At 61.9% G+C, this 17,225-nt stretch carries 18 protein-coding genes; 7 read left to right on the top strand and 11 right to left on the bottom strand.

Annotation, left to right across the window (positions count from 1 at the left end; all coding sequences use genetic code 11):
* Positions 1–308 precede the first annotated feature (308 nt).
* The 3 genes from kynA to kynB form a co-directional block, all read right to left on the bottom strand.
* The gene (kynA, locus tag ACOSV0_RS16480) at positions 309–1,262 is read right to left on the bottom strand and encodes a tryptophan 2,3-dioxygenase (protein ID WP_434107194.1); all 954 of its coding nucleotides are present in this window, start codon (positions 1,260–1,262) and stop codon (positions 309–311) included.
* 10 nt (positions 1,263–1,272) lie between these two features.
* The gene (kynU, locus tag ACOSV0_RS16475; protein ID WP_434107193.1) at positions 1,273–2,523 is read right to left on the bottom strand and encodes a kynureninase; all 1,251 of its coding nucleotides are present in this window, start codon (positions 2,521–2,523) and stop codon (positions 1,273–1,275) included.
* A gap of 76 nt (positions 2,524–2,599) precedes the next feature.
* On the bottom strand, positions 2,600–3,238 hold the full coding sequence (kynB, locus tag ACOSV0_RS16470) for an arylformamidase (protein ID WP_434107192.1): 639 nt from the start codon (positions 3,236–3,238) through the stop codon (positions 2,600–2,602).
* 130 nt (positions 3,239–3,368) lie between these two features.
* Between kynB and ACOSV0_RS16465 the strand changes: the two genes are divergently transcribed.
* On the top strand, positions 3,369–3,878 hold the full coding sequence (locus ACOSV0_RS16465) for an Lrp/AsnC family transcriptional regulator (RefSeq protein ID WP_408206662.1): 510 nt from the start codon (positions 3,369–3,371) through the stop codon (positions 3,876–3,878).
* An 81-nt stretch (positions 3,879–3,959) separates the two neighbouring features.
* Here ACOSV0_RS16465 and ACOSV0_RS16460 read toward each other — a convergent pair whose 3' ends face one another.
* Positions 3,960–4,469: a flavin reductase family protein gene (locus ACOSV0_RS16460; protein ID WP_434107191.1), complete on the bottom strand. Its 510-nt coding sequence runs from the start codon at positions 4,467–4,469 to the stop codon at positions 3,960–3,962.
* Positions 4,470–4,725: 256 nt separating this feature from the next.
* On the opposite strand from ACOSV0_RS16460, the gene msrA reads away from it, so the two are divergent.
* Positions 4,726–5,274 (top strand): peptide-methionine (S)-S-oxide reductase MsrA, encoded by a 549-nt coding sequence (gene msrA / locus ACOSV0_RS16455; RefSeq protein WP_434107190.1) that lies wholly within the window; start codon positions 4,726–4,728, stop codon positions 5,272–5,274.
* Positions 5,275–5,380: 106 nt separating this feature from the next.
* Here the strand turns inward: msrA and ACOSV0_RS16450 are convergent, their stop codons facing one another.
* From ACOSV0_RS16450 to pdxH, 3 genes are all read right to left on the bottom strand, one after another.
* Complete coding sequence (locus tag ACOSV0_RS16450; RefSeq protein ID WP_434107189.1) at positions 5,381–6,634, bottom strand: DUF72 domain-containing protein; 1,254 nt, start codon at positions 6,632–6,634, stop codon at positions 5,381–5,383.
* Positions 6,635–6,736: 102 nt separating this feature from the next.
* The gene (locus ACOSV0_RS16445; protein WP_434107188.1) at positions 6,737–7,951 is read right to left on the bottom strand and encodes a class I SAM-dependent methyltransferase; all 1,215 of its coding nucleotides are present in this window, start codon (positions 7,949–7,951) and stop codon (positions 6,737–6,739) included.
* Positions 7,952–8,091: 140 nt separating this feature from the next.
* The gene (gene pdxH / locus ACOSV0_RS16440) at positions 8,092–8,736 is read right to left on the bottom strand and encodes a pyridoxamine 5'-phosphate oxidase (RefSeq protein ID WP_434107187.1); all 645 of its coding nucleotides are present in this window, start codon (positions 8,734–8,736) and stop codon (positions 8,092–8,094) included.
* 255 nt (positions 8,737–8,991) lie between these two features.
* Here pdxH and tcdA point away from each other — a divergent pair, with 255 nt between their 5' ends.
* A complete protein-coding gene (gene tcdA, locus ACOSV0_RS16435) occupies positions 8,992–9,849 on the top strand; it encodes a tRNA cyclic N6-threonylcarbamoyladenosine(37) synthase TcdA (protein ID WP_434107186.1) in 858 nt (285 codons plus the stop codon).
* Between the two features lie 106 nt (positions 9,850–9,955).
* On the opposite strand, the gene trxA is transcribed toward tcdA, so the two are convergent.
* Together trxA and ACOSV0_RS16425 are read right to left on the bottom strand one after the other, a co-directional pair.
* On the bottom strand, positions 9,956–10,804 hold the full coding sequence (gene trxA, locus ACOSV0_RS16430; protein WP_434107185.1) for a thioredoxin: 849 nt from the start codon (positions 10,802–10,804) through the stop codon (positions 9,956–9,958).
* Between the two features lie 97 nt (positions 10,805–10,901).
* The gene (locus tag ACOSV0_RS16425; RefSeq protein ID WP_434107184.1) at positions 10,902–11,777 is read right to left on the bottom strand and encodes a pirin family protein; all 876 of its coding nucleotides are present in this window, start codon (positions 11,775–11,777) and stop codon (positions 10,902–10,904) included.
* Between the two features lie 173 nt (positions 11,778–11,950).
* Here ACOSV0_RS16425 and vapB point away from each other — a divergent pair, with 173 nt between their 5' ends.
* The 3 genes from vapB to ACOSV0_RS16410 all read left to right on the top strand — a co-directional run bounded on the left by vapB (position 11,951) and on the right by ACOSV0_RS16410 (position 13,541).
* Positions 11,951–12,184: a type II toxin-antitoxin system VapB family antitoxin gene (gene vapB, locus ACOSV0_RS16420; protein ID WP_054034329.1), complete on the top strand. Its 234-nt coding sequence runs from the start codon at positions 11,951–11,953 to the stop codon at positions 12,182–12,184.
* A complete protein-coding gene (locus ACOSV0_RS16415) occupies positions 12,184–12,585 on the top strand; it encodes a type II toxin-antitoxin system VapC family toxin (protein WP_434107183.1) in 402 nt (133 codons plus the stop codon). Before vapB ends, ACOSV0_RS16415 begins: the two co-directional genes overlap by 1 nt.
* A 74-nt stretch (positions 12,586–12,659) precedes the next feature.
* Entirely contained in the window at positions 12,660–13,541 is an 882-nt protein-coding gene (locus ACOSV0_RS16410; protein ID WP_434107182.1) for an EamA family transporter, read from the top strand.
* A 112-nt stretch (positions 13,542–13,653) separates the two neighbouring features.
* Here the strand turns inward: ACOSV0_RS16410 and ACOSV0_RS16405 are convergent, their stop codons facing one another.
* Positions 13,654–15,231, bottom strand: coding sequence for an N-acetylmuramoyl-L-alanine amidase (locus ACOSV0_RS16405; protein ID WP_434107181.1), 1,578 nt, complete (start codon positions 15,229–15,231; stop codon positions 13,654–13,656).
* A complete protein-coding gene (gene tsaE, locus ACOSV0_RS16400; protein ID WP_434107180.1) occupies positions 15,213–15,821 on the bottom strand; it encodes a tRNA (adenosine(37)-N6)-threonylcarbamoyltransferase complex ATPase subunit type 1 TsaE in 609 nt (202 codons plus the stop codon). Before tsaE ends, ACOSV0_RS16405 begins: the two co-directional genes overlap by 19 nt.
* A 17-nt stretch (positions 15,822–15,838) precedes the next feature.
* Between tsaE and queG the strand changes: the two genes are divergently transcribed.
* On the top strand, positions 15,839–17,080 hold the full coding sequence (queG, locus tag ACOSV0_RS16395) for a tRNA epoxyqueuosine(34) reductase QueG (RefSeq protein WP_434107179.1): 1,242 nt from the start codon (positions 15,839–15,841) through the stop codon (positions 17,078–17,080).
* The last annotated feature ends 145 nt before the right edge of the window (positions 17,081–17,225 follow it).

Raw genomic sequence — 17,225 nt, 5'->3', positions numbered from 1 at the left:
GGCGGTAGTTCAAACCGGCGGGTCTTTCGACCCCCTCACTACGACCCGCCCATTGAATAGACGTGCTGAAGCAAGTGCACGACCTACGAATGTAGGTTATGCGAACTACCGTTCAGGCTCTCACACCCGGCCGTCTTTCCAACGGCACATAGAAATCTAACCCAACCTTTTTTTAAGACGATCAACCACACAGGCTAAACGCGCGAGTTATGACCAATCTTTACATTCGAACCGATATACCTACGGGGCACCATGCGTTGCGTGAGCGTTGCCAATGCAGCGCGCATTAGCAACGACATAAAGACGCTTTAAAGCATCGTCCTCACATGCCAAAGCTCAGGAAACAAAACCACATCGAGCATCTTCCGCAAATAAGGCGCACCGCTCGTACCGCCCGTACCTTGCTTGAACCCAATAATCCGTTCAACCGTCGTCACATGCCGGAATCGCCACTGTCGAAACGCATCCTCGAGATCGACAAGTTCCTCCGCCATCTCGTACAACTCCCAATGCTGCGAAGGATTCCGATAGACCTCCAGCCACGCAGCTTCGACAGAAGCATCGTGCGTAGTGGGCTGTGTCCAGTCCCGATCCAACCTTGACGGTGAAATCTGAAACCCACGCCGCGCCAGCAGTCGAACAACTTCATCGTAAAAGGAAGGCGCTTTCAGCGAAGCCGTTACCTCAGCAAGCACATCCGGCCGATGCGCATGCGGCTTCAGCATCTGCTCGTTCTTATTGCCGAGCAAAAACTCGATCTGCCGATACTGATAGGACTGAAACCCGGAAGAGCTGCCAAGATAAGGCCGCATCGCCGTGTACTCGGATGGCGTCATCGTCGCGAGAACACTCCATGCCTGCACGAGCTGCTCCATGATCCGCGACACGCGAGCGAGCATCTTGAACGCCGGCGGCAACTCGTCGCGATGCACCGCCTTCAACGCTGCGCGCAACTCGTACAGTGCGAGTTTCATCCACAACTCGCTCGTCTGATGCTGAATGATGAACAGCATCTCGTTGTGATCCGGCGACAGCGGATGCTGCGCATCCAGCACCGTCCCCAGCGACAGATAGTCGCCGTAACTCATCGACTCCGAAAAATCGAGTTGCGCGTCATGCCAGCCATCGCCGGAAGCGGAATCAGAAGCAGCAGGGGCCGTAGCAGAGGCAGAATGAGCAACCCCGCTGCCATGTCCAAACGGGCAGCCTTGCACCGGTTTCTCTTCCGGCAATCCCGGCGTTTGCATGTGATCGGTGGTCATCGCGCGCTCCTCAGGTCACAGCGCCGCGGGCGGCAAATTCAGGTGCTCGCCAGGTCTCTTGCGCAAGCACATCGCGCAGCGTCTCCACCGCATCCCATACATCGACAAACCGCGTGTACAGCGGCGTAAAACCGAACCGCAGCACATAAGGCTCGCGATAGTCGCCGATCACGCCACGCGCGATCAACGCCTGCATCACTTCATAACCATGCGGATGTTCGAAGCTCGCATGCGAGCCGCGCTGCGCATGCTCACGCGGCGTCACGAGCTTTAAAGGAAACTCGCCGCAACGCGCTTCGACCAGTTTGATAAACAGATCGGTCAGTGCGAGCGACTTTGCGCGGATTGCCTGCATATCCGTTTGCAGGAACACATCGAGTCCGCATTCGACGAGCGACATCGAAACCATCGGCTGCGTACCACACAAAAACCGGCCGATGCCGTCGTCGGGCTGATACGCCGGGTCCATCTTGAACGGCGCGCGATGCCCCCACCAACCGGACAGCGGTTGCGCGAAATCGTTTTGATGACGTTTCGGTACCCACACGAACGCCGGCGAACCCGGGCCGCCATTCAGATACTTATACGTGCAGCCCACCGCGTAATCCGCGCCGACGCCATTCAGGTCGACCGGCACCGCGCCTGCCGAATGCGCGAGATCCCACAGCGCGAGCGCGCCCTTGTCGTGGATCAGTTTGGTCAGCGCCGCCATGTCGTGCATGTAGCCGGTGCGGTAATTCACGTGCGTGATCATCGCGATCGCGGTGTCGTCGCCGATTGCGGCGGGCAACTCGGACGGGTCGTCGACGAGACGCAATTCATAGCCACGGTCGAGTTGCTCGATCAGCCCTTGCGCGATGTACAGATCGGTCGGGAAATTCGAACGCTCAGAAACGATCACGCGACGTTTGGGATCGCGCGCATTCGCGAGACGCACGGCTGCCGACAAAAGCTTGAACAGGTTGATCGAAATCGTATCGGTGACGACCACTTCGTTTTCGCCTGCACCGATCAGCGGCGCGAGCTTGTTGCCAAGACGGCGCGGCAATTCGAACCAGCCGGCGGTGTTCCAGCTACGGATCAGGCCCTCGCCCCATTCGGCGCCGATCACGGTTTGCGCGCGTTGTGCGGCGGCGGCCGGCGGCACGCCGAGCGAATTGCCGTCGAGATAGATGGTTCTCGGCGACAGCGCGAACTGGTCGCGCAGCGTTGCGAGCGGGTCGGCGCTATCGAGCGCCAGTGCTTCGTCACGGTGATTCATGATGGTCCAGTCAGTCAGATCAGGGAGTTCGGTGGATGCGATGAATGCGATTATTCAGTTTGCGGAGCGTCGACAATCAGCGAGCTTCGGGCAGCGCACGCAACACCGCGCGCACAGGGCTCGCATCGAGTGTGGTCAACTTGAGCGGCAGCGCGATCAGTTCATAGTCGCCGGGTGCGACGGCATCCAGCACGATGCCTTCGAGGATCGCCATGCGGTGCGCGCGAATCCGGTGGTGCGCGTCCATCGTCTTCGACTCCTGCGGATCGAGCGAGGGCGTATCGATGCCAATCAGCTTCACCCCTTTCGCCGCCAGCAGATCGATTGTTTCCGGCGCGACCGCACAGAACGCGCTGTCCCAGGTCGTGGTAGGCGTGCTTTTGTAAGTGCGTAGTAAGACTCGCGGCGGCAGGTCGTCGAGCGATCCGCTCAGGTGTTGTGGCGTCACAACAGGCGAAGCGCCGATGCAATGAATCACACGGCAGCGTCCAAGGTACGCGTCGAGCGGCACTTGTCCGATCGCTGCGCCCTCGGCGTCGTAGTGAAGCGGGGCGTCGGTGTGTGCGCCGGTGTGCGGCGACAGCGTCAGACGCGCGACGTTGACGGGCGAGCCCGCCTCCATGCGCCATACGCGTTCGATACCGACCGGCGTATCGCCGGGCCAGACGGGCGTTGCGGTATCGACGGCGGGGGTGATGTCCCAGAGTGTGTCCATGTCTCCATCGGCGGATTGTGTCTATCTGGGAATGATAGGTGGCTTGCCACGAAATGTGATTGCGAAAAAATCTCCTTCTGAGCCGTGTCTTGGAACATAATTTGAGTCAAATGGGAAAGGGAGACCGAATATGAACGCGATCTCGCTCGACGCCACCGATTGCCGTATCTTGACGGTGCTTCAGCAAGAAGGACGGATCAGCAATCTTGACCTGGCAGAGCGCATTTCGCTCTCGCCGTCGGCCTGTCTACGACGCCTGCGCCTGCTCGAAGAGCAGGGCGTCATCGAACATTACCGCGCGTGTCTGAACCGCGAAGTGCTGGGTTTCGAACTGGAAGCGTTCGTGCAGGTGTCGATGCGCAACGACCAGGAGAACTGGCACGAGCGTTTTGCGGAGGCGGTGCGGGATTGGCCGGAAGTGGTCGGCGCGTTTGTCGTGACCGGCGAAACCCATTATCTGCTGCGGGTGCTCGCCCACAATCTCAAACACTATTCGGATTTCGTGCTGCAACGCCTCTATAAGGCGCCGGGCGTGATGGATATTCGTTCGAATATCGTGCTGCAAACGTTGAAGGAAGATTCGGGCGTGCCGGTGTCGCTCGTACCGAAAACCAGTGGACACAGCGCGTCGCATAGCTGAGTGACAGCGGCCGGTTGGTTTGCGCCGGCATCTACCGCTGCTTGCGGCCGCGGTTAAACCACGTACTCAGCGGCGCCGCCTTCAGAGTGGCTTGAGTCCGTGAAACAGGCCGTTCTGGAAGACCAGCGGCGCAATCTCCGCAGCATTTTCGTGGACGCCGCAGCGCTCCACTTCGCCGACGAAAATCACGTGGTCGCCTTCTTCGTAGCGGCTGCGGTTATGGCATTCGAACCAGGCGAGCGCGCCGTCGAGCACCGGCATGCCGGTGTCACCCTCGGCATGCGACACGCCCTCGAAACGATCACCCTTCACCGTGGCGAAGCGTTTGCACAGATCGAGTTGCGACGCAGCCAGCACATTGACCACGTAGTGACTGTTCGCCCGGAACACCGGCATCGACGCCGAGCGCGTCGCGAGGCTCCACAGCACCAGCGGCGGATTGAGCGAAACCGAATTGAACGAGCTGGCCGTGATGCCGATCAATTGGCCGGACGCTGCGCGCGTGGTAATGACAGTGACGCCGGTGGCGAATTGGCTGAGCGCCTGCTTAAAGGCGGGCTGGTCGAAATTGGGCGGGCTGGCGTGCTTCATTGGGCGGTAGCCCTGGTGCCGCACCGGGTGAAGCCCGGGCTGAACCCATCGCGCGTGCGGCCGGAAACAAATGATTCAAAAGTCATAGTGAAAATCGTCGATTTGCCCCAATTTTAACTGCAATCGCGGTGGACTGGCCGCGACGCCTGCCGGTAAGTGGAAAAACCGCTAAGCTGGAAAGTCTCGACGCAGGCATGAGCGTTGCGATCAAGCGGAGCAGGCATCAGCCGACTATGGGAATCAAGGAGCAAGCAGCATGAGTCAGACAGGCGAAGTCGCCACTCTGGGTGGCGGGTGTTTCTGGTGCCTCGAAGCGGTGTATCTGGGCGTCGAAGGCGTGAACGCGGTGGAGTCGGGCTATGCGGGCGGCCAGACCCAGCGGCCGACCTATGAACAGGTGTGCGATGGGGTGACGGGCCACGCGGAAGTCGTGAACGTCGACTTCGATCCGGCGAAGATCAGCTATCGCGAGATTCTCGATATTTTCTTCGCGATCCACGATCCAACCCAGTTGAACCGGCAGGGCAACGACGTCGGCACGCAATACCGCTCGGTGATCTTCACTCACTCCGAGGCGCAGCGGGAAACGGCGTTGCAGGCGATTCGCGAGATCGGCGAACAGGGTATTTACGACGGCCAGATCGTCACCCAGGTGCTGCCGCTCGACGGCAACTACTGGCCGGCCGAAGCGTATCACCAGAACTATTTCGCGCAGCATCCGAATCAGGGGTACTGCTCGTTCGTGGTGGCGCCGAAGGTCGCGAAGTTTCGTCAGAAGTTCGCGCATCGGATCAAGGCGAGCTGAGTCGGCGCGGTGATGGCGGTTTGACTGCAGCGTGATGGGCGGGACGGGCGGCGGTTCAGCAAACCCGCGCCCGCGGACCGCTCGCCATGCGCGGACGCTGCGCTGCTTAGCCTTGTTCGTCGCCTTCGTGCTGCCCATTCTCGCCCGGATTCGACTCCGACTCCGGGCGCGTTTGCTCATGGTCCTGCTCATGCTCGTGAGCAAGACGCGCATACGCTTCGACGATCTCCCGCGCCAGCGCCACGCAGCTTAACGGCGCCGAACCTTCAGCCTTGTTGTTGACCGCGATCACCACCGGCTGGCCGGCCAGCGCATAGCGCGCGGCCAGCTCGGCGAGCGAGGCGCGAGTCGCCGGATCCTGATCGACCAGCCGGTTGAACGGTTCGTACTTGGCCTTCGCCTGCTCGTATTTGAAGCCGCCGTGCAAACTCCAGCGCACGATCAGCGGGCCGGCCGGCTCGCCGTCCAGCAGCGCGAGCGCCGCCGCCTGACGCAGCGGGTCCGGCATTCGCGCATGAATCCCCACGCAATACCGCACCCCCGCTGCTTTGAGCGTGCGGATGAAACGCGGCGTAAGCAAACTCGCGTCGCGGATTTCGATCGCGTAGCACGTGCCTTCAGGCAGCTTCGGCAACGCGGTAAGGAATTCGGCGAGGCGCTCGATGAATGCCGCGGGTTGCGCGAGCATCTGGTCGGGCAGCGGCGAGAGCTGAAACACCAGCGCGCCGGCTTTCGTGCCGAGGCCTTCGAGACATGGCGTGACAAACTCGTCGATCGCCATTTGCGCGTTCAGAAAGCACGGATTCAGCGAGACCGGCTCGCCGCGTTCGGCGCGCACGGTGGCGTCGGTGATCGTCATCGGCGCTTTGACGATGAAGCGAAAATGCTCCGGCACCTGCTGTGCATAGCGCAAGTACTCGGTGACGCTGAGCGCCTGATAAAACGACCGGTCGATGCTGACGGTCTTTAACAGCGGATGCGCGCCATAAGCCGTCAGGCCTTCGCGCGAGAGTTTGCTGTTGCTGTAGTCGTCGCCGTAGACGATGCCGTTCCAGCCTGGAAACGACCATGTCGACGTACCGAGATGGATCTGCGATGGCAGTTCGGCGGCGAGCGCGAGGAGTTCAGGGGAGGGCGGTGCGGCGAGAACGTCGCGGGTACGGCGTTTCTTCGGCGTATCGGCGGTTGCGTCGGCTTTCGCTCCGGTGGTTGCGCGCTGTGGTTTCGTGCCCGCATCGGGCTTCGAAGCCGCCGCTTGCTCCACCGGCATCCCGAACAGGTCGAACTGTACGGCGTCGGCCTGTGCGTCCTGCTCGCCGCTCACCGGCTGTTCAACTTCACTTGTCCCGCTCTGGTCCATCGATGTTCGACCTGCTGTTTAAGGTTTGCGCCGCGTCGGCCGCGCGTGCCATGCACGCGGCCCCGGAACGCGGTGACGGCACATCGCCGCGGCGCAACCGTATCACAACGTTTTGTCGTACATATAGCGGCGCGACCACGGCAAGGTCTTCGCGCTGCGGCCGGCTTTGCGGCAGACCACCTGGAAGATCGAGACGTCGTCGGTTTCGAACGCGTACGCGCAACCGGCGAGATACACGCGCCATATGCGGAATTTTTCGTCGTCGACCAGCTTACGGGCTTCGTCCGCGTGCGCCTCGAAGTTTTCCGCCCAGATGTCCAGCGTGTGCGCATAGTGACGGCGCAGGCTTTCGACGTCAACCGCTTCGAGTCCGCCGCGCTGCATCGCTTCGAGCGCGAGGCTGATGTGCGGCAGCTCGCCGTCCGGAAAGACATAGCGGTCGATGAATTCGCCGCCGCCCAGCGCGGTTTCGCCGCTGTCCGAATCGCTCGAGGTGATGCCGTGATTCATGGCGACGCCGTCGTCGACGAGCAGATCGTGGATCTTCTGGAAGTAGCCCGGCAGATTCTTGCGGCCGACGTGCTCGAACATGCCGACGCTGGTGATGCGGTCGAACTGCCCGTCGATGTCGCGATAATCCTGCAGACGAATCTCGATCTGGCTTTCCAGGCCCACGGCTTTCACGCGTGCGGTAGCGAGATCGAACTGGTTCTGCGACAGCGTCACGCCCACGCACTTCGCGCCGAACTTCTGCGCCGCGCGCAGCACGAGCGCACCCCAGCCACAGCCGATATCGAGCAGGCGCTGCCCCGGTTGCAACTGGATCTTGGTCAGGATGTGGTCGATCTTCTTGATCTGCGCGGTGGCGAGATCTTCGTCGCCATTCTCGAAGTACGCACACGAGTACACCATGTTCTCGTCGAGCCACAGCTTGTAGAACTCGTTCGAGACGTCGTAGTGATACTGAATGGCCTTCTTGTCCGACGACTTCGAGTGATGGAAGTAGCGGCGGACGCGCGCCAGCTTGCTCGCGCTCGTGACCGTGTTGCGCGCCAGCTGATAGCCGATGTTGATGATGTCCGACAGCTTGCCTTCGATATCGATCTTGCCCTTCACGTACGCCTCGCCCAGATTGTCGAGGCTCGGTTCGAGCAGGTAAGGCAGCGCCGTGGCGCTTTTGACATGTAGCGTGACCCGGGGCGCGGCGAACTGCCCGAAGTCATGTTGCTGGCCGTCCCACAGCACAAGGCGTGCTGGCAGGTTAGCCTTGGTTTTTACTTCTTCCACCCACTGCGCCAGCTTCTTCTCCCAGAACATGTGATTTCTCCGTGTCCGTTGAATTAAAGCAAAGCCTGTGCGGATCGCTGCTCAGTGTGGCGCGACTCCCATGCCATGGAGCGCAATCCGGCCGCCGCGCGCTGCTGCGTTGGCAACGCGCGTACGTGTTGTATTCCAATTCAAGGCGATAGGCGGGAGATTTGCCAATCGCTACTTTCGCTTGAACGCGTGTAGAGCAGACGGTCGTGCAAGCGCGACGGCCGGCCCTGCCAGAATTCGATTGTTTCGGGTACCAAACGATATCCACCCCAGTGCGGCGGGCGCGGCGGTTGGTCGCCGTATTGCAGGCTGATTTCGCGCTCGCGTGTTTCGAGTTGCGAACGGCTTTCAATTACCTGACTCTGATTGGATGCCCACGCGCCGATGCGTGAACCGAGCGGGCGCGACGCGAAATACGTATCGCTTTCTTCCGCACTGGTTTTGACGATGCGGCCTTCAATACGCACCTGGCGTTCGAGTTCGATCCAGTAGAACAGCAGGCTTGCGTAAGGATTGGCGGCCAGTTCGCGGCCCTTGCGGCTTTCGTAGTTGGTGAAGAACACAAAGCCGCGCTCGTCGACCCCTTTGATCAGCACGATGCGCGCCGACGGCCGGCCGCGCGAGTCGACCGTGGCCAGCGTCATCGTATTCGGCTCGGGCAGTTGGGCGTCTACCGCTTGCTGGAACCACGAATCGAATTGACGAAACGGGTTGCGGTTGACATCGGCAACGTCCAAAGAACCCAGCGAATAGTTTTTTCGAAGTTCGGCGAGTGTGGAGGTCATATTCTTATGCGAACGCTACAGTACAACCAGTATAGCCAGGGCATGAATTTTTTGCGCGCGACCAGGTCAAGGCCCGTCGCGCAGTGTGGACATCCACGCCACCCCGTTTGCGGCCATGTTGACGGCCATTCGTATCTCCGTGGGTGCGGCCATGCGGATCGTCGCGATCAGGCAAAATACGGGCTGCGAACGCCTCAGCACGCTTGAGCGTTTCCGTCACTTTCTGTTTTGCCTGCTTTGAACGAGCCGTCCACCATGTCCAGCACCACCACGCCTTCCGATCTTACTACCAGCCTCGACGGGCAGGAAACCGCCGACCGCGCGCGGCGCTTCGGCGGCGTTGCCCGCCTGTACGGTGCGCCGGCGCTTGCTGCGTTCGAAGGGGCCCATGTGGCCGTGATCGGCATCGGCGGGGTCGGCTCATGGGTGGCGGAGGCGTTGGCGCGCAGCGCGGTCGGCACGCTGACCTTGATCGATCTGGACAATGTCGCCGAGAGCAACACTAACCGCCAGATCCACGCGCTGGACGGCAACTACGGGAAACCGAAGGTCGAGGCCATGGCCGAACGCATCGCGGCCATCAATCCTTTCTGCGACGTGCGGCTGGTTGAAGACTTCGTCGAGCCGGACAATTTCGCGGCGACGCTCGGCGGCGGTTTCGACTACGTGATCGATGCGATCGACAGTGTGCGCACCAAGACCGCGCTGATCGCGTGGTGCGTCGAGAAGAAGCAGCCGCTGATTACGGTGGGTGGCGCGGGCGGCCAACTGGACCCGACGCGGATTCGGATCGACGATCTCGCGTTGACGATTCAGGACCCGTTGCTGTCGAAAGTGCGCGGGCAGTTGCGCAAACAGCATGGTTTTCCGCGTGGCCCAAAGGCGAAGTTCAAGGTGAGCGCGGTGTATTCAGACGAGCCGCTGATTTATCCGGAAGCCGCCGTGTGCGATATCGACGAGGAAGCCGAGCATGTCACGACGTCGCCGGGTCATACGGGACCAGTGGGTTTGAACTGTGCGGGATTTGGATCGAGCGTGTGTGTGACCGCAAGTTTTGGCTTTGCGGCGGCCGCGCATGTATTGCGGGCGTTGGCGAAGCAGGCAGCGGGTTGAAGAGGAGAGCGCTGCGATCGTAAGTGGGTCGACGCAGTTTATGTCGCGGTGTATTCAGCGGTGCATTCAGGCGCGGCTCTCTCGCCGCACCTGAACACCGAGCAGATTAGAACAACAACGCGCTCAGCTTGCGCCGCCATTTCGACACCAGCTCCGGCTGATGCGCCGCGAGATCGAACACCGACAGCATCGTCTTACGGCCGATGTCTTCGCGGAACGCACGGTCGCGTTGCACGATAGCCAGCAGGTGCTCGAGCGCACCCTCGTATTTGCGGCGGGCGATCAGTGCGCTAGCCAGATCGAAGCGCGCTTCGAGATCGTCCGGGTGAGCGGCGACTTTGGTTTCAAGTGCGTCCGTAGGCGGCAGATCCGCAGCCGCGTCCACAGCGTCGAGCCGCGTCTTGAGCGCATTGAAGCGGGCGTCGATTCCTTGCGTGGTTTTCGGCGACAGCAGGTCGACTTCATTGCGCGCTTCGTCGATGCGGTTATCTTCGAGCAGCATCTCGATGAGGTCCATGCGCGCTTCGTCGAAGCCCGGATCGTGGGCGAGCGCGGCTTGCAGCGCATCGTAGGCATCTTCACGACGGCCTTCGGCCAACGCGGTCTGCGCTTCAAAACGTGCCGCGTCCGCGCCTTGCGGCACGAGGCGCTCGATAAACTCGCGCAACTGGCCTTCCGGCAGCACGCCGACGAATTGATCGACCGGCTGGCCATCGGCAAACGCCATGACGTGCGGAATGCTGCGCACCTGGAAGTGCGCGGCGAGTTCCTGATTTTCGTCGACGTTCACCTTCACCAGCTTCCATTTGCCGGCGGCCTCGGCTTCGAGCTTCTCCAGCATCGGGCCGAGCGTCTTGCAGGGACCGCACCACGGCGCCCAGAAATCGACCAGCACAGGGGCCAGTGTCGACGCCGCGATGACGTCCTGTTCGAAAGTGGCCAGTGTGGTGTCCATTGCATCCTCTTCGATAAATCGGGTTGTTCGCTAGGTGGGGCCGCGCGTGGCGAATTCAATGCGCCACCCGCTTACTTTTACTTGCGCCGATTCGCGCTTATTTTCTTTCCGGCAGCGGAATCCATTCGGTTTCGCCCGGCACCGTGCCCATTTCCTGGCGGGTCCACGCCTGCTTCGCGGCTTCGATCTTCTCGCGCGAGCTGGCGACGAAGTTCCATTCGATAAAGCGCTCGCCATCCAGCTTTTCGCCACCGAGCAGCATCACGCGTGCGCCGTGGGTGCTGGCGAGCGTGACGGTTTCGTCGAGCGCGAGCACGGCCATCTGACCCACTTCGAGCGGTGCGCCGTCGATCTCCAGATCGCCGTCCACCAGATAGACGCCGCGTTCCTCGTGCTCCGGTTCGAGCGCGAACGCGCCGCCCGGCGCGAACTCCGCGGCCACGTACAGCGTGCCGGAAAAGGTGACGACCGGCGAGGTTTCGCCGAACGCGGTGCCCGCGATCACGCGCAGCGTGACGCCGTTGCGCTCGACCACCGGCAGCGTGGCGGCCGCGTGATGCGAGAAGGACGGTTCGGTGTCTTCGTCGTCGAGCGGCAGCGCGACCCAGGTCTGAATGCCGTGCATGGTCAGGCCGCTCGCCCGATCTTCGGCCGGCGTGCGCTCGGAATGGACGATGCCGCGGCCGGCCGTCATCCAGTTGACGTCGCCCGGAACGATCTTCTGCTCGGAGCCGAGGCTGTCGCGATGCATGATCGAGCCTTCGAACAGATACGTGACGGTGGCGAGGCCGATATGCGGATGCGGGCGCACGTCGAGCCCGACGCCCGGTGCGAGCGTGGCGGGACCCATGTGGTCGAAGAAGATGAACGGGCCGATCAGGCGTGCCGCCATGGCCGGCAGCACACGCCGCACGGTGAGGCTGCCGACGTCGCGCAGATGCGGTTTGAGGACTGCTTTGATCGAGGAAGACATGGGCAGGCTCGGCTGGAAGGGTGAGTTGGATTTTGCTTAATTGACGATTCTACTGCGGTTGAGGTCGAGCTCGCATTCCGCACTCGATGTACACACATGTATTTACATTGTCGGCCTGGAGCGTTATAGTATTGGTTCGTACACACAACGTACATCCGCAGCGGGGGTTCAGTATGCTTACCAAAGTCTTTCGCAACGGCAATTCGCAAGCCGTGCGCATTCCGGCCGAATTGGCATTCGACCGCGCCGACGTCGAGGTTGAAATCGAACGGGTCGGCGAGGAATTGCGGATCCGCCCAACCCGGCGTCCGCTGACCGGCGTGCTCAAGAAATTTGCGAAATTTGGACCCGACTTCATGGCGGAAGGGCGTGGCGACCATGAACAGGCCGAGCGCGAGGATTTGTAATGCCGCGCTACATGCTCGACACCAATATCTGCATTTACCTGATGAAGAACCAGCCGGAACAGGTTGCGGCGCGTTTTGCCGAATGTCTCGTTGGTGACGTGGTGATGTCGGCCATCACCTTTGCGGAACTCGAATATGGCGTGGCTGTATCGGCAAACCGCGCGCGCGAGCGCCGCAACCTGGCGGCGCTCGCCGAAGACATTCTGGTCATGCCGTTCGACAGCGCTGCAGCAGGCGCGTACGGTCCGATTCGCGAGGCGACGCGCGAGCGTAAGAAGGATCAACTCGACAAGCTGATTGCGGCACATGCCGTGGCGCTCGACGTGGTGCTGGTGACCAACAACGAACGCGACTTCGCCGCGTATCCGGGGTTGCGCGTGGAAAACTGGCTGAACGGCTAACTACGTTTTAACGCACTGCCGAGTGAGGCGACGTCCGCTACACTGCCGGATCGAACCATCAAATGGAGACTGGGATGTCGCCCAGGGATTTACTGCTCGCGCTGGTCGTCGTGGTTGCGTGGGGCGTCAATTTCGTCGTGATCAAGGTGGGCCTGCATGGCGTGCCGCCCATGCTGCTCGGCGCGCTGCGTTTCACGCTCGCCGCGGTGCCGGCGGTGTTTTTCGTCAAACGGCCGCAGATACCGTGGCGCTGGCTGTTCGCTTACGGCGCGACGATTTCGTTCGGGCAGTTCGCTTTCCTGTTCTCGGCGATGTATGTGGGCATGCCGGCGGGGCTCGCTTCGCTCGTATTGCAGGCGCAGGCATTCTTCACGCTGATTTTCGCGGCGCTGTTTCTGCATGAGCGTTTTCGCGTGCCGAACGTTGTCGGTTTGCTGATCGCAGCGGGCGGTCTCGCGGTAATCGGCATGCAAGGCGGCCATGCGATGACGCTCGCCGGTTTCGTCCTCACGCTGTGCGCCGCGTGTTCGTGGGCGCTCGGCAACATCGTCACGAAGAAGGTCGGCAAGGTCGATCTGGTCGGGTTGGTGGTGTGGGGCAGCCTGATTCCGCCGTTGCCGTTTTTCGCGCTGTCGTACGCGTTCGAGGGGCCGCAGCGGATCGTCGCGGCGCTGTCCGGGATCAGCGCGATGTCGATTTTCGCTATCGTCTACCTCGCGTTTATCGCGACGCTGATCGGCTATGGTCTGTGGAGCCGGCTCCTGTCGCGCTATCCGGCGAGCCAGGTCGCGCCGTTTTCGCTGCTGGTGCCGATTGTCGGGCTGGCGTCGGCGTCCCTGTTTCTCGACGAGCAGCTGTCGGAGGCGCAGATCGTGGGTGCCTTGCTGGTGATGGCGGGGCTGGCGGTGAATGTGTTCGGCGGTTGGGTCATGCAGCGGTTTTCACTGGCGCGTTGAATGCTCGCCGCCCAGGCGCGAAGCAGAGAAACGCAGAAAAAACGGCCGCATCGAGCGGCCGTTTTTTATCGCTTGCATGACAGCGCGTGAAGCGGCGTCATGCGGGGCGGCGTCAGGTCATGCGATTCTTCGCCAACGGTGGATTCGCCGCGAAATAGCGCTTGATGCCGCTCATGATCGCGTCGGCCATCTTGTCCCGATACGCGTCGTCGTTCAGTTGGCGCTCTTCATCCGGGTTACTGATGAAGGCGGTCTCCACGAGGATCGACGGAATGTCCGGTGCCTTCAGCACAGCAAACCCCGCCTGTTCGACCGAGCCCTTGTGCAGCTTGTTGATGCCGCCGATTTCCTTCAGCACGAAATTGCCGTAGCGCATCGAATCGCGAATCTGCGCGGTGGTCGACATATCGAACAGCGCGCGGTTGACGGTAGCGTCGGCGGACTTGATGTTGATCCCGCCGATCTGATCCGACGAGTTCTCCTTGTTCGCCATCCAGCGCGCCGCGGCGCTCGATGCGCCATGCTCCGACAAGGCGAACACGGACGATCCTTTCGCCTCGGGCGTGGTGAACGCATCCGCGTGGATCGAGACGAACAGATCCGCGCCCACGCGCCGCGCTTTCTGCACGCGCACGTTAAGCGGCACGAAGAAGTCGGCGTCGCGCGTCATCATGGAGCGCATGTTCGGCTGCGCGTCGATCTTCGCGCGCAGCTTCTTCGCGATGTCGAGTGCAACATGCTTCTCATACGTGCCTCCGCCGCCGATCGCGCCTGGGTCCTCGCCGCCGTGACCCGGATCGATCGCGACGGTCAACAGGCGGACCGTGTTGCTTTTGCCGGTTTTCGGGTTGGTGAATGCGTAGCTATCGTCGCCGTCATCGCTACCGAGGTTGCTGTTGCTGCTGCCCTTGTTGCGGGCGATTGCGGTGGGCGGCGTGGTCGGCGCAAGCGGCGCCGTCGGGGTAGAAGGCTTGCCGAGGATGGGCGGAACCGGTGTCGGCGCGGAATGCACCGGCGGACGCTGCACGCTCGGCGCCGTCCCGCTGCTGCCATTCTGCGCATAGCGTTCGAAGAAGGCTTCGCTATTGTCGGCGGTGGGCGGCGTGGTGCCAGGGCCGCTTAGCGTGGCCGGCGGCGCGTTGTTTTCCTCCAGCGTTTGCTGCTTGCGCTCGGTCTGTGCGAGCAGATCCATCAGCGGATCGGGCGCGACGGCGGGGTACAGATCGAACACCAGCCGGTACTTGTATGCGCCGACCGGCGGCAGCGTGAACACTTGCGGCTTCACCGAGCCCTTCAGATCGAACACCATGCGCACGACGTGCGGCTGATATTGCCCGACGCGCACGGACTGAATCTGCGGATCGTTCGGCGTAATCTTCGACACCAGATCCTTCAGCGCCTGATCCAGATCGAGGCCGTTCAGATCGACCACCAGCCGGTCCGGACCCTGCAACAACTGCTGCGTGTTCTGCAAAGGCTGATCCGACTCGATCGTCACCCGCGTGTAATCGCGCGCCGGCCAGACCCGCACGCCCAGCACCGAGCTCGCCCACGCGAGACGCGGAGCGACCAGGCCGAGCACCAGCGTGGACGCGCCCGCGCGCAGAATCTGCCGGCGCCGCCAGTTATGCGTTGCGGTAGCCGCCGATTCGATCGAGCGGAACGGTTTGATCAACATCTTTCGAGACATGCCTTTCCTGATTCGCTGTATGCCCGTGCGACGAGTACCCGGCCGTCGCCCGTGCTGTCCAGATCGAGCGAGAAGACGAGATCCGGCACGCCAAGGAGACGCCCTGTGCGCTGCGGCCATTCGACGAGGCAGATGGCGCCGCTGTCGAAGTACTCGCGAAAGCCCGCGTCGGCCCATTCGGCCGGGTCGGTGAATCTATACAGATCGAAGTGATAGAGCGCGAGTTCCCCAGCGGGCCGTTCGAGCACGTAGGGTTCGACGAGTGTGTAGGTGGGACTGCGCACGCGGCCGGTGTGGCCGAGGCCGCGCAACGTTGCGCGCACGAGCGTGGTTTTGCCGGCGCCGAGGTCGCCGACGAGTTGGACTTGCAGCCCGTGGAATACCTGACTATCCGTGGCGCCCGGTGCGTGTTGCTGCGTTGCTTGCTGCGCTTTTTGCAGCGGGTTCCGGTGCAACTCGCGTACGCTTTCGATCGCCTGTGCGAAGCGTTCGCCGAACGCATGGGTGGCGGCCTCGTCCGCGAGCGCAAAGGAGCGTTCGAGCAGGATATCGGCGGGCGGTTGGATCGCGAGATCGGGGTTGACAGGCATTCTCGTAAAATGGCGTGATGAACCGAAGTCCGGAGTCCCCTGTTTCCTGCACGCCTGCGTCTAACGACGATGTGCGTGCCGAGCGTCATTTCGATGAAGCGGCGCTGAATGCGCTCGCGCTCAACATCAAAACGTGGGGCTGTGAACTGGGTTTCGGGGCGATCGGAATCAGCGACACCGATCTCTCCGCTGCCGAAGCGCCGCTTGCAGCATGGCTGGACGCGGGTTGCCACGGCGAGATGGATTATATGGCGAAACACGGCATGAAACGCGCGCGCCCCGCTGAGCTTGTGGCCGGCACGCGACGTGTGATTACCGCGCGCATCGCCTATTTGCCCGCTCAGACATTGAGCGGAAAGGCGCACGAAAGCGCTTTGCAGGACTCGCCGCTCGCCTTGCAAGACTGGCGCGTGGCCGAGCATGCGCGGCTGGCGGACCCGTCGGCAGCGGTGGTGTCGATCTATGCGCGGGGCCGCGATTATCACAAGGTGATGCGTAACCGTTTGCAACAACTTGCCGAGAAAATCGAGGCGGAGATCGGTGCATTTGGCTACCGCGTATTTACCGATTCGGCGCCGGTGCTCGAAGTGGAGCTGGCCCAGAAGGCCGGGATCGGCTGGCGCGGCAAGCACACGCTGCTGCTGCAACGCGATGCCGGTTCGCTGTTTTTCCTCGGCGAAATCTATGTCGACGTGCCGTTGCCGACCGACGCCGAGACGTCGCCCGACGACGCACCCGAAACGCCGGGCTCGCATTGCGGCAGTTGCACGCGCTGCATCGGCGCTTGCCCGACGGGGGCGATCGTGGCGCCCTATAAGGTCGATGCACGCCTCTGCATCTCCTATCTGACGATCGAATTGAAGGGCAATATTCCCCTGGAAATGCGGCCGCTGATCGGTAATCGTGTGTACGGCTGCGACGATTGCCAGCTCGTCTGTCCGTGGAACAAGTTTGCACAGGCCGCGCCGGTCGCCGATTTCGATGTACGGCACGGGCTCGATCGCGCGACGCTGGTCGAACTGTTTGCGTGGAGCGCGGAGGAGTTCGATACGCGCATGCAAGGCAGTGCGATTCGCCGCATCGGCTATGAGAGCTGGCTGCGCAATCTGGCGGTGGGAATGGGCAATGCGCTGCGTGCGTCGTCCGGAAGCTTGAGTGCGGATGCGCGCGAGGCGATTGTTCACGCGCTGAAGTTACGCGTCGACGACCCTTCGGCGGTGGTGCGCGAGCATGTGGAATGGGCGTTGGAAGCGGCGTAAAGTAGCGGCATTCCGGTGGGGGCGTCTTGCGAGGAGCCGGCGATGGGTAGCGATGGGTAGCGATGAGTCGCGTGTTGCGCGCTACCCACACGCTTATTCAGATGCGCCGTCGTTCAATCTGAAAGACGCGCCGCCAATCACGGAG

Origin of the sequence: Paraburkholderia caffeinilytica (assembly GCF_051027425.1) — a bacterium.
GTDB classification, from domain to species: Bacteria; Pseudomonadota; Gammaproteobacteria; order Burkholderiales; family Burkholderiaceae; genus Paraburkholderia; species Paraburkholderia caffeinilytica_A.
This window is presented reverse-complemented; position numbering and strand designations above follow the sequence as displayed.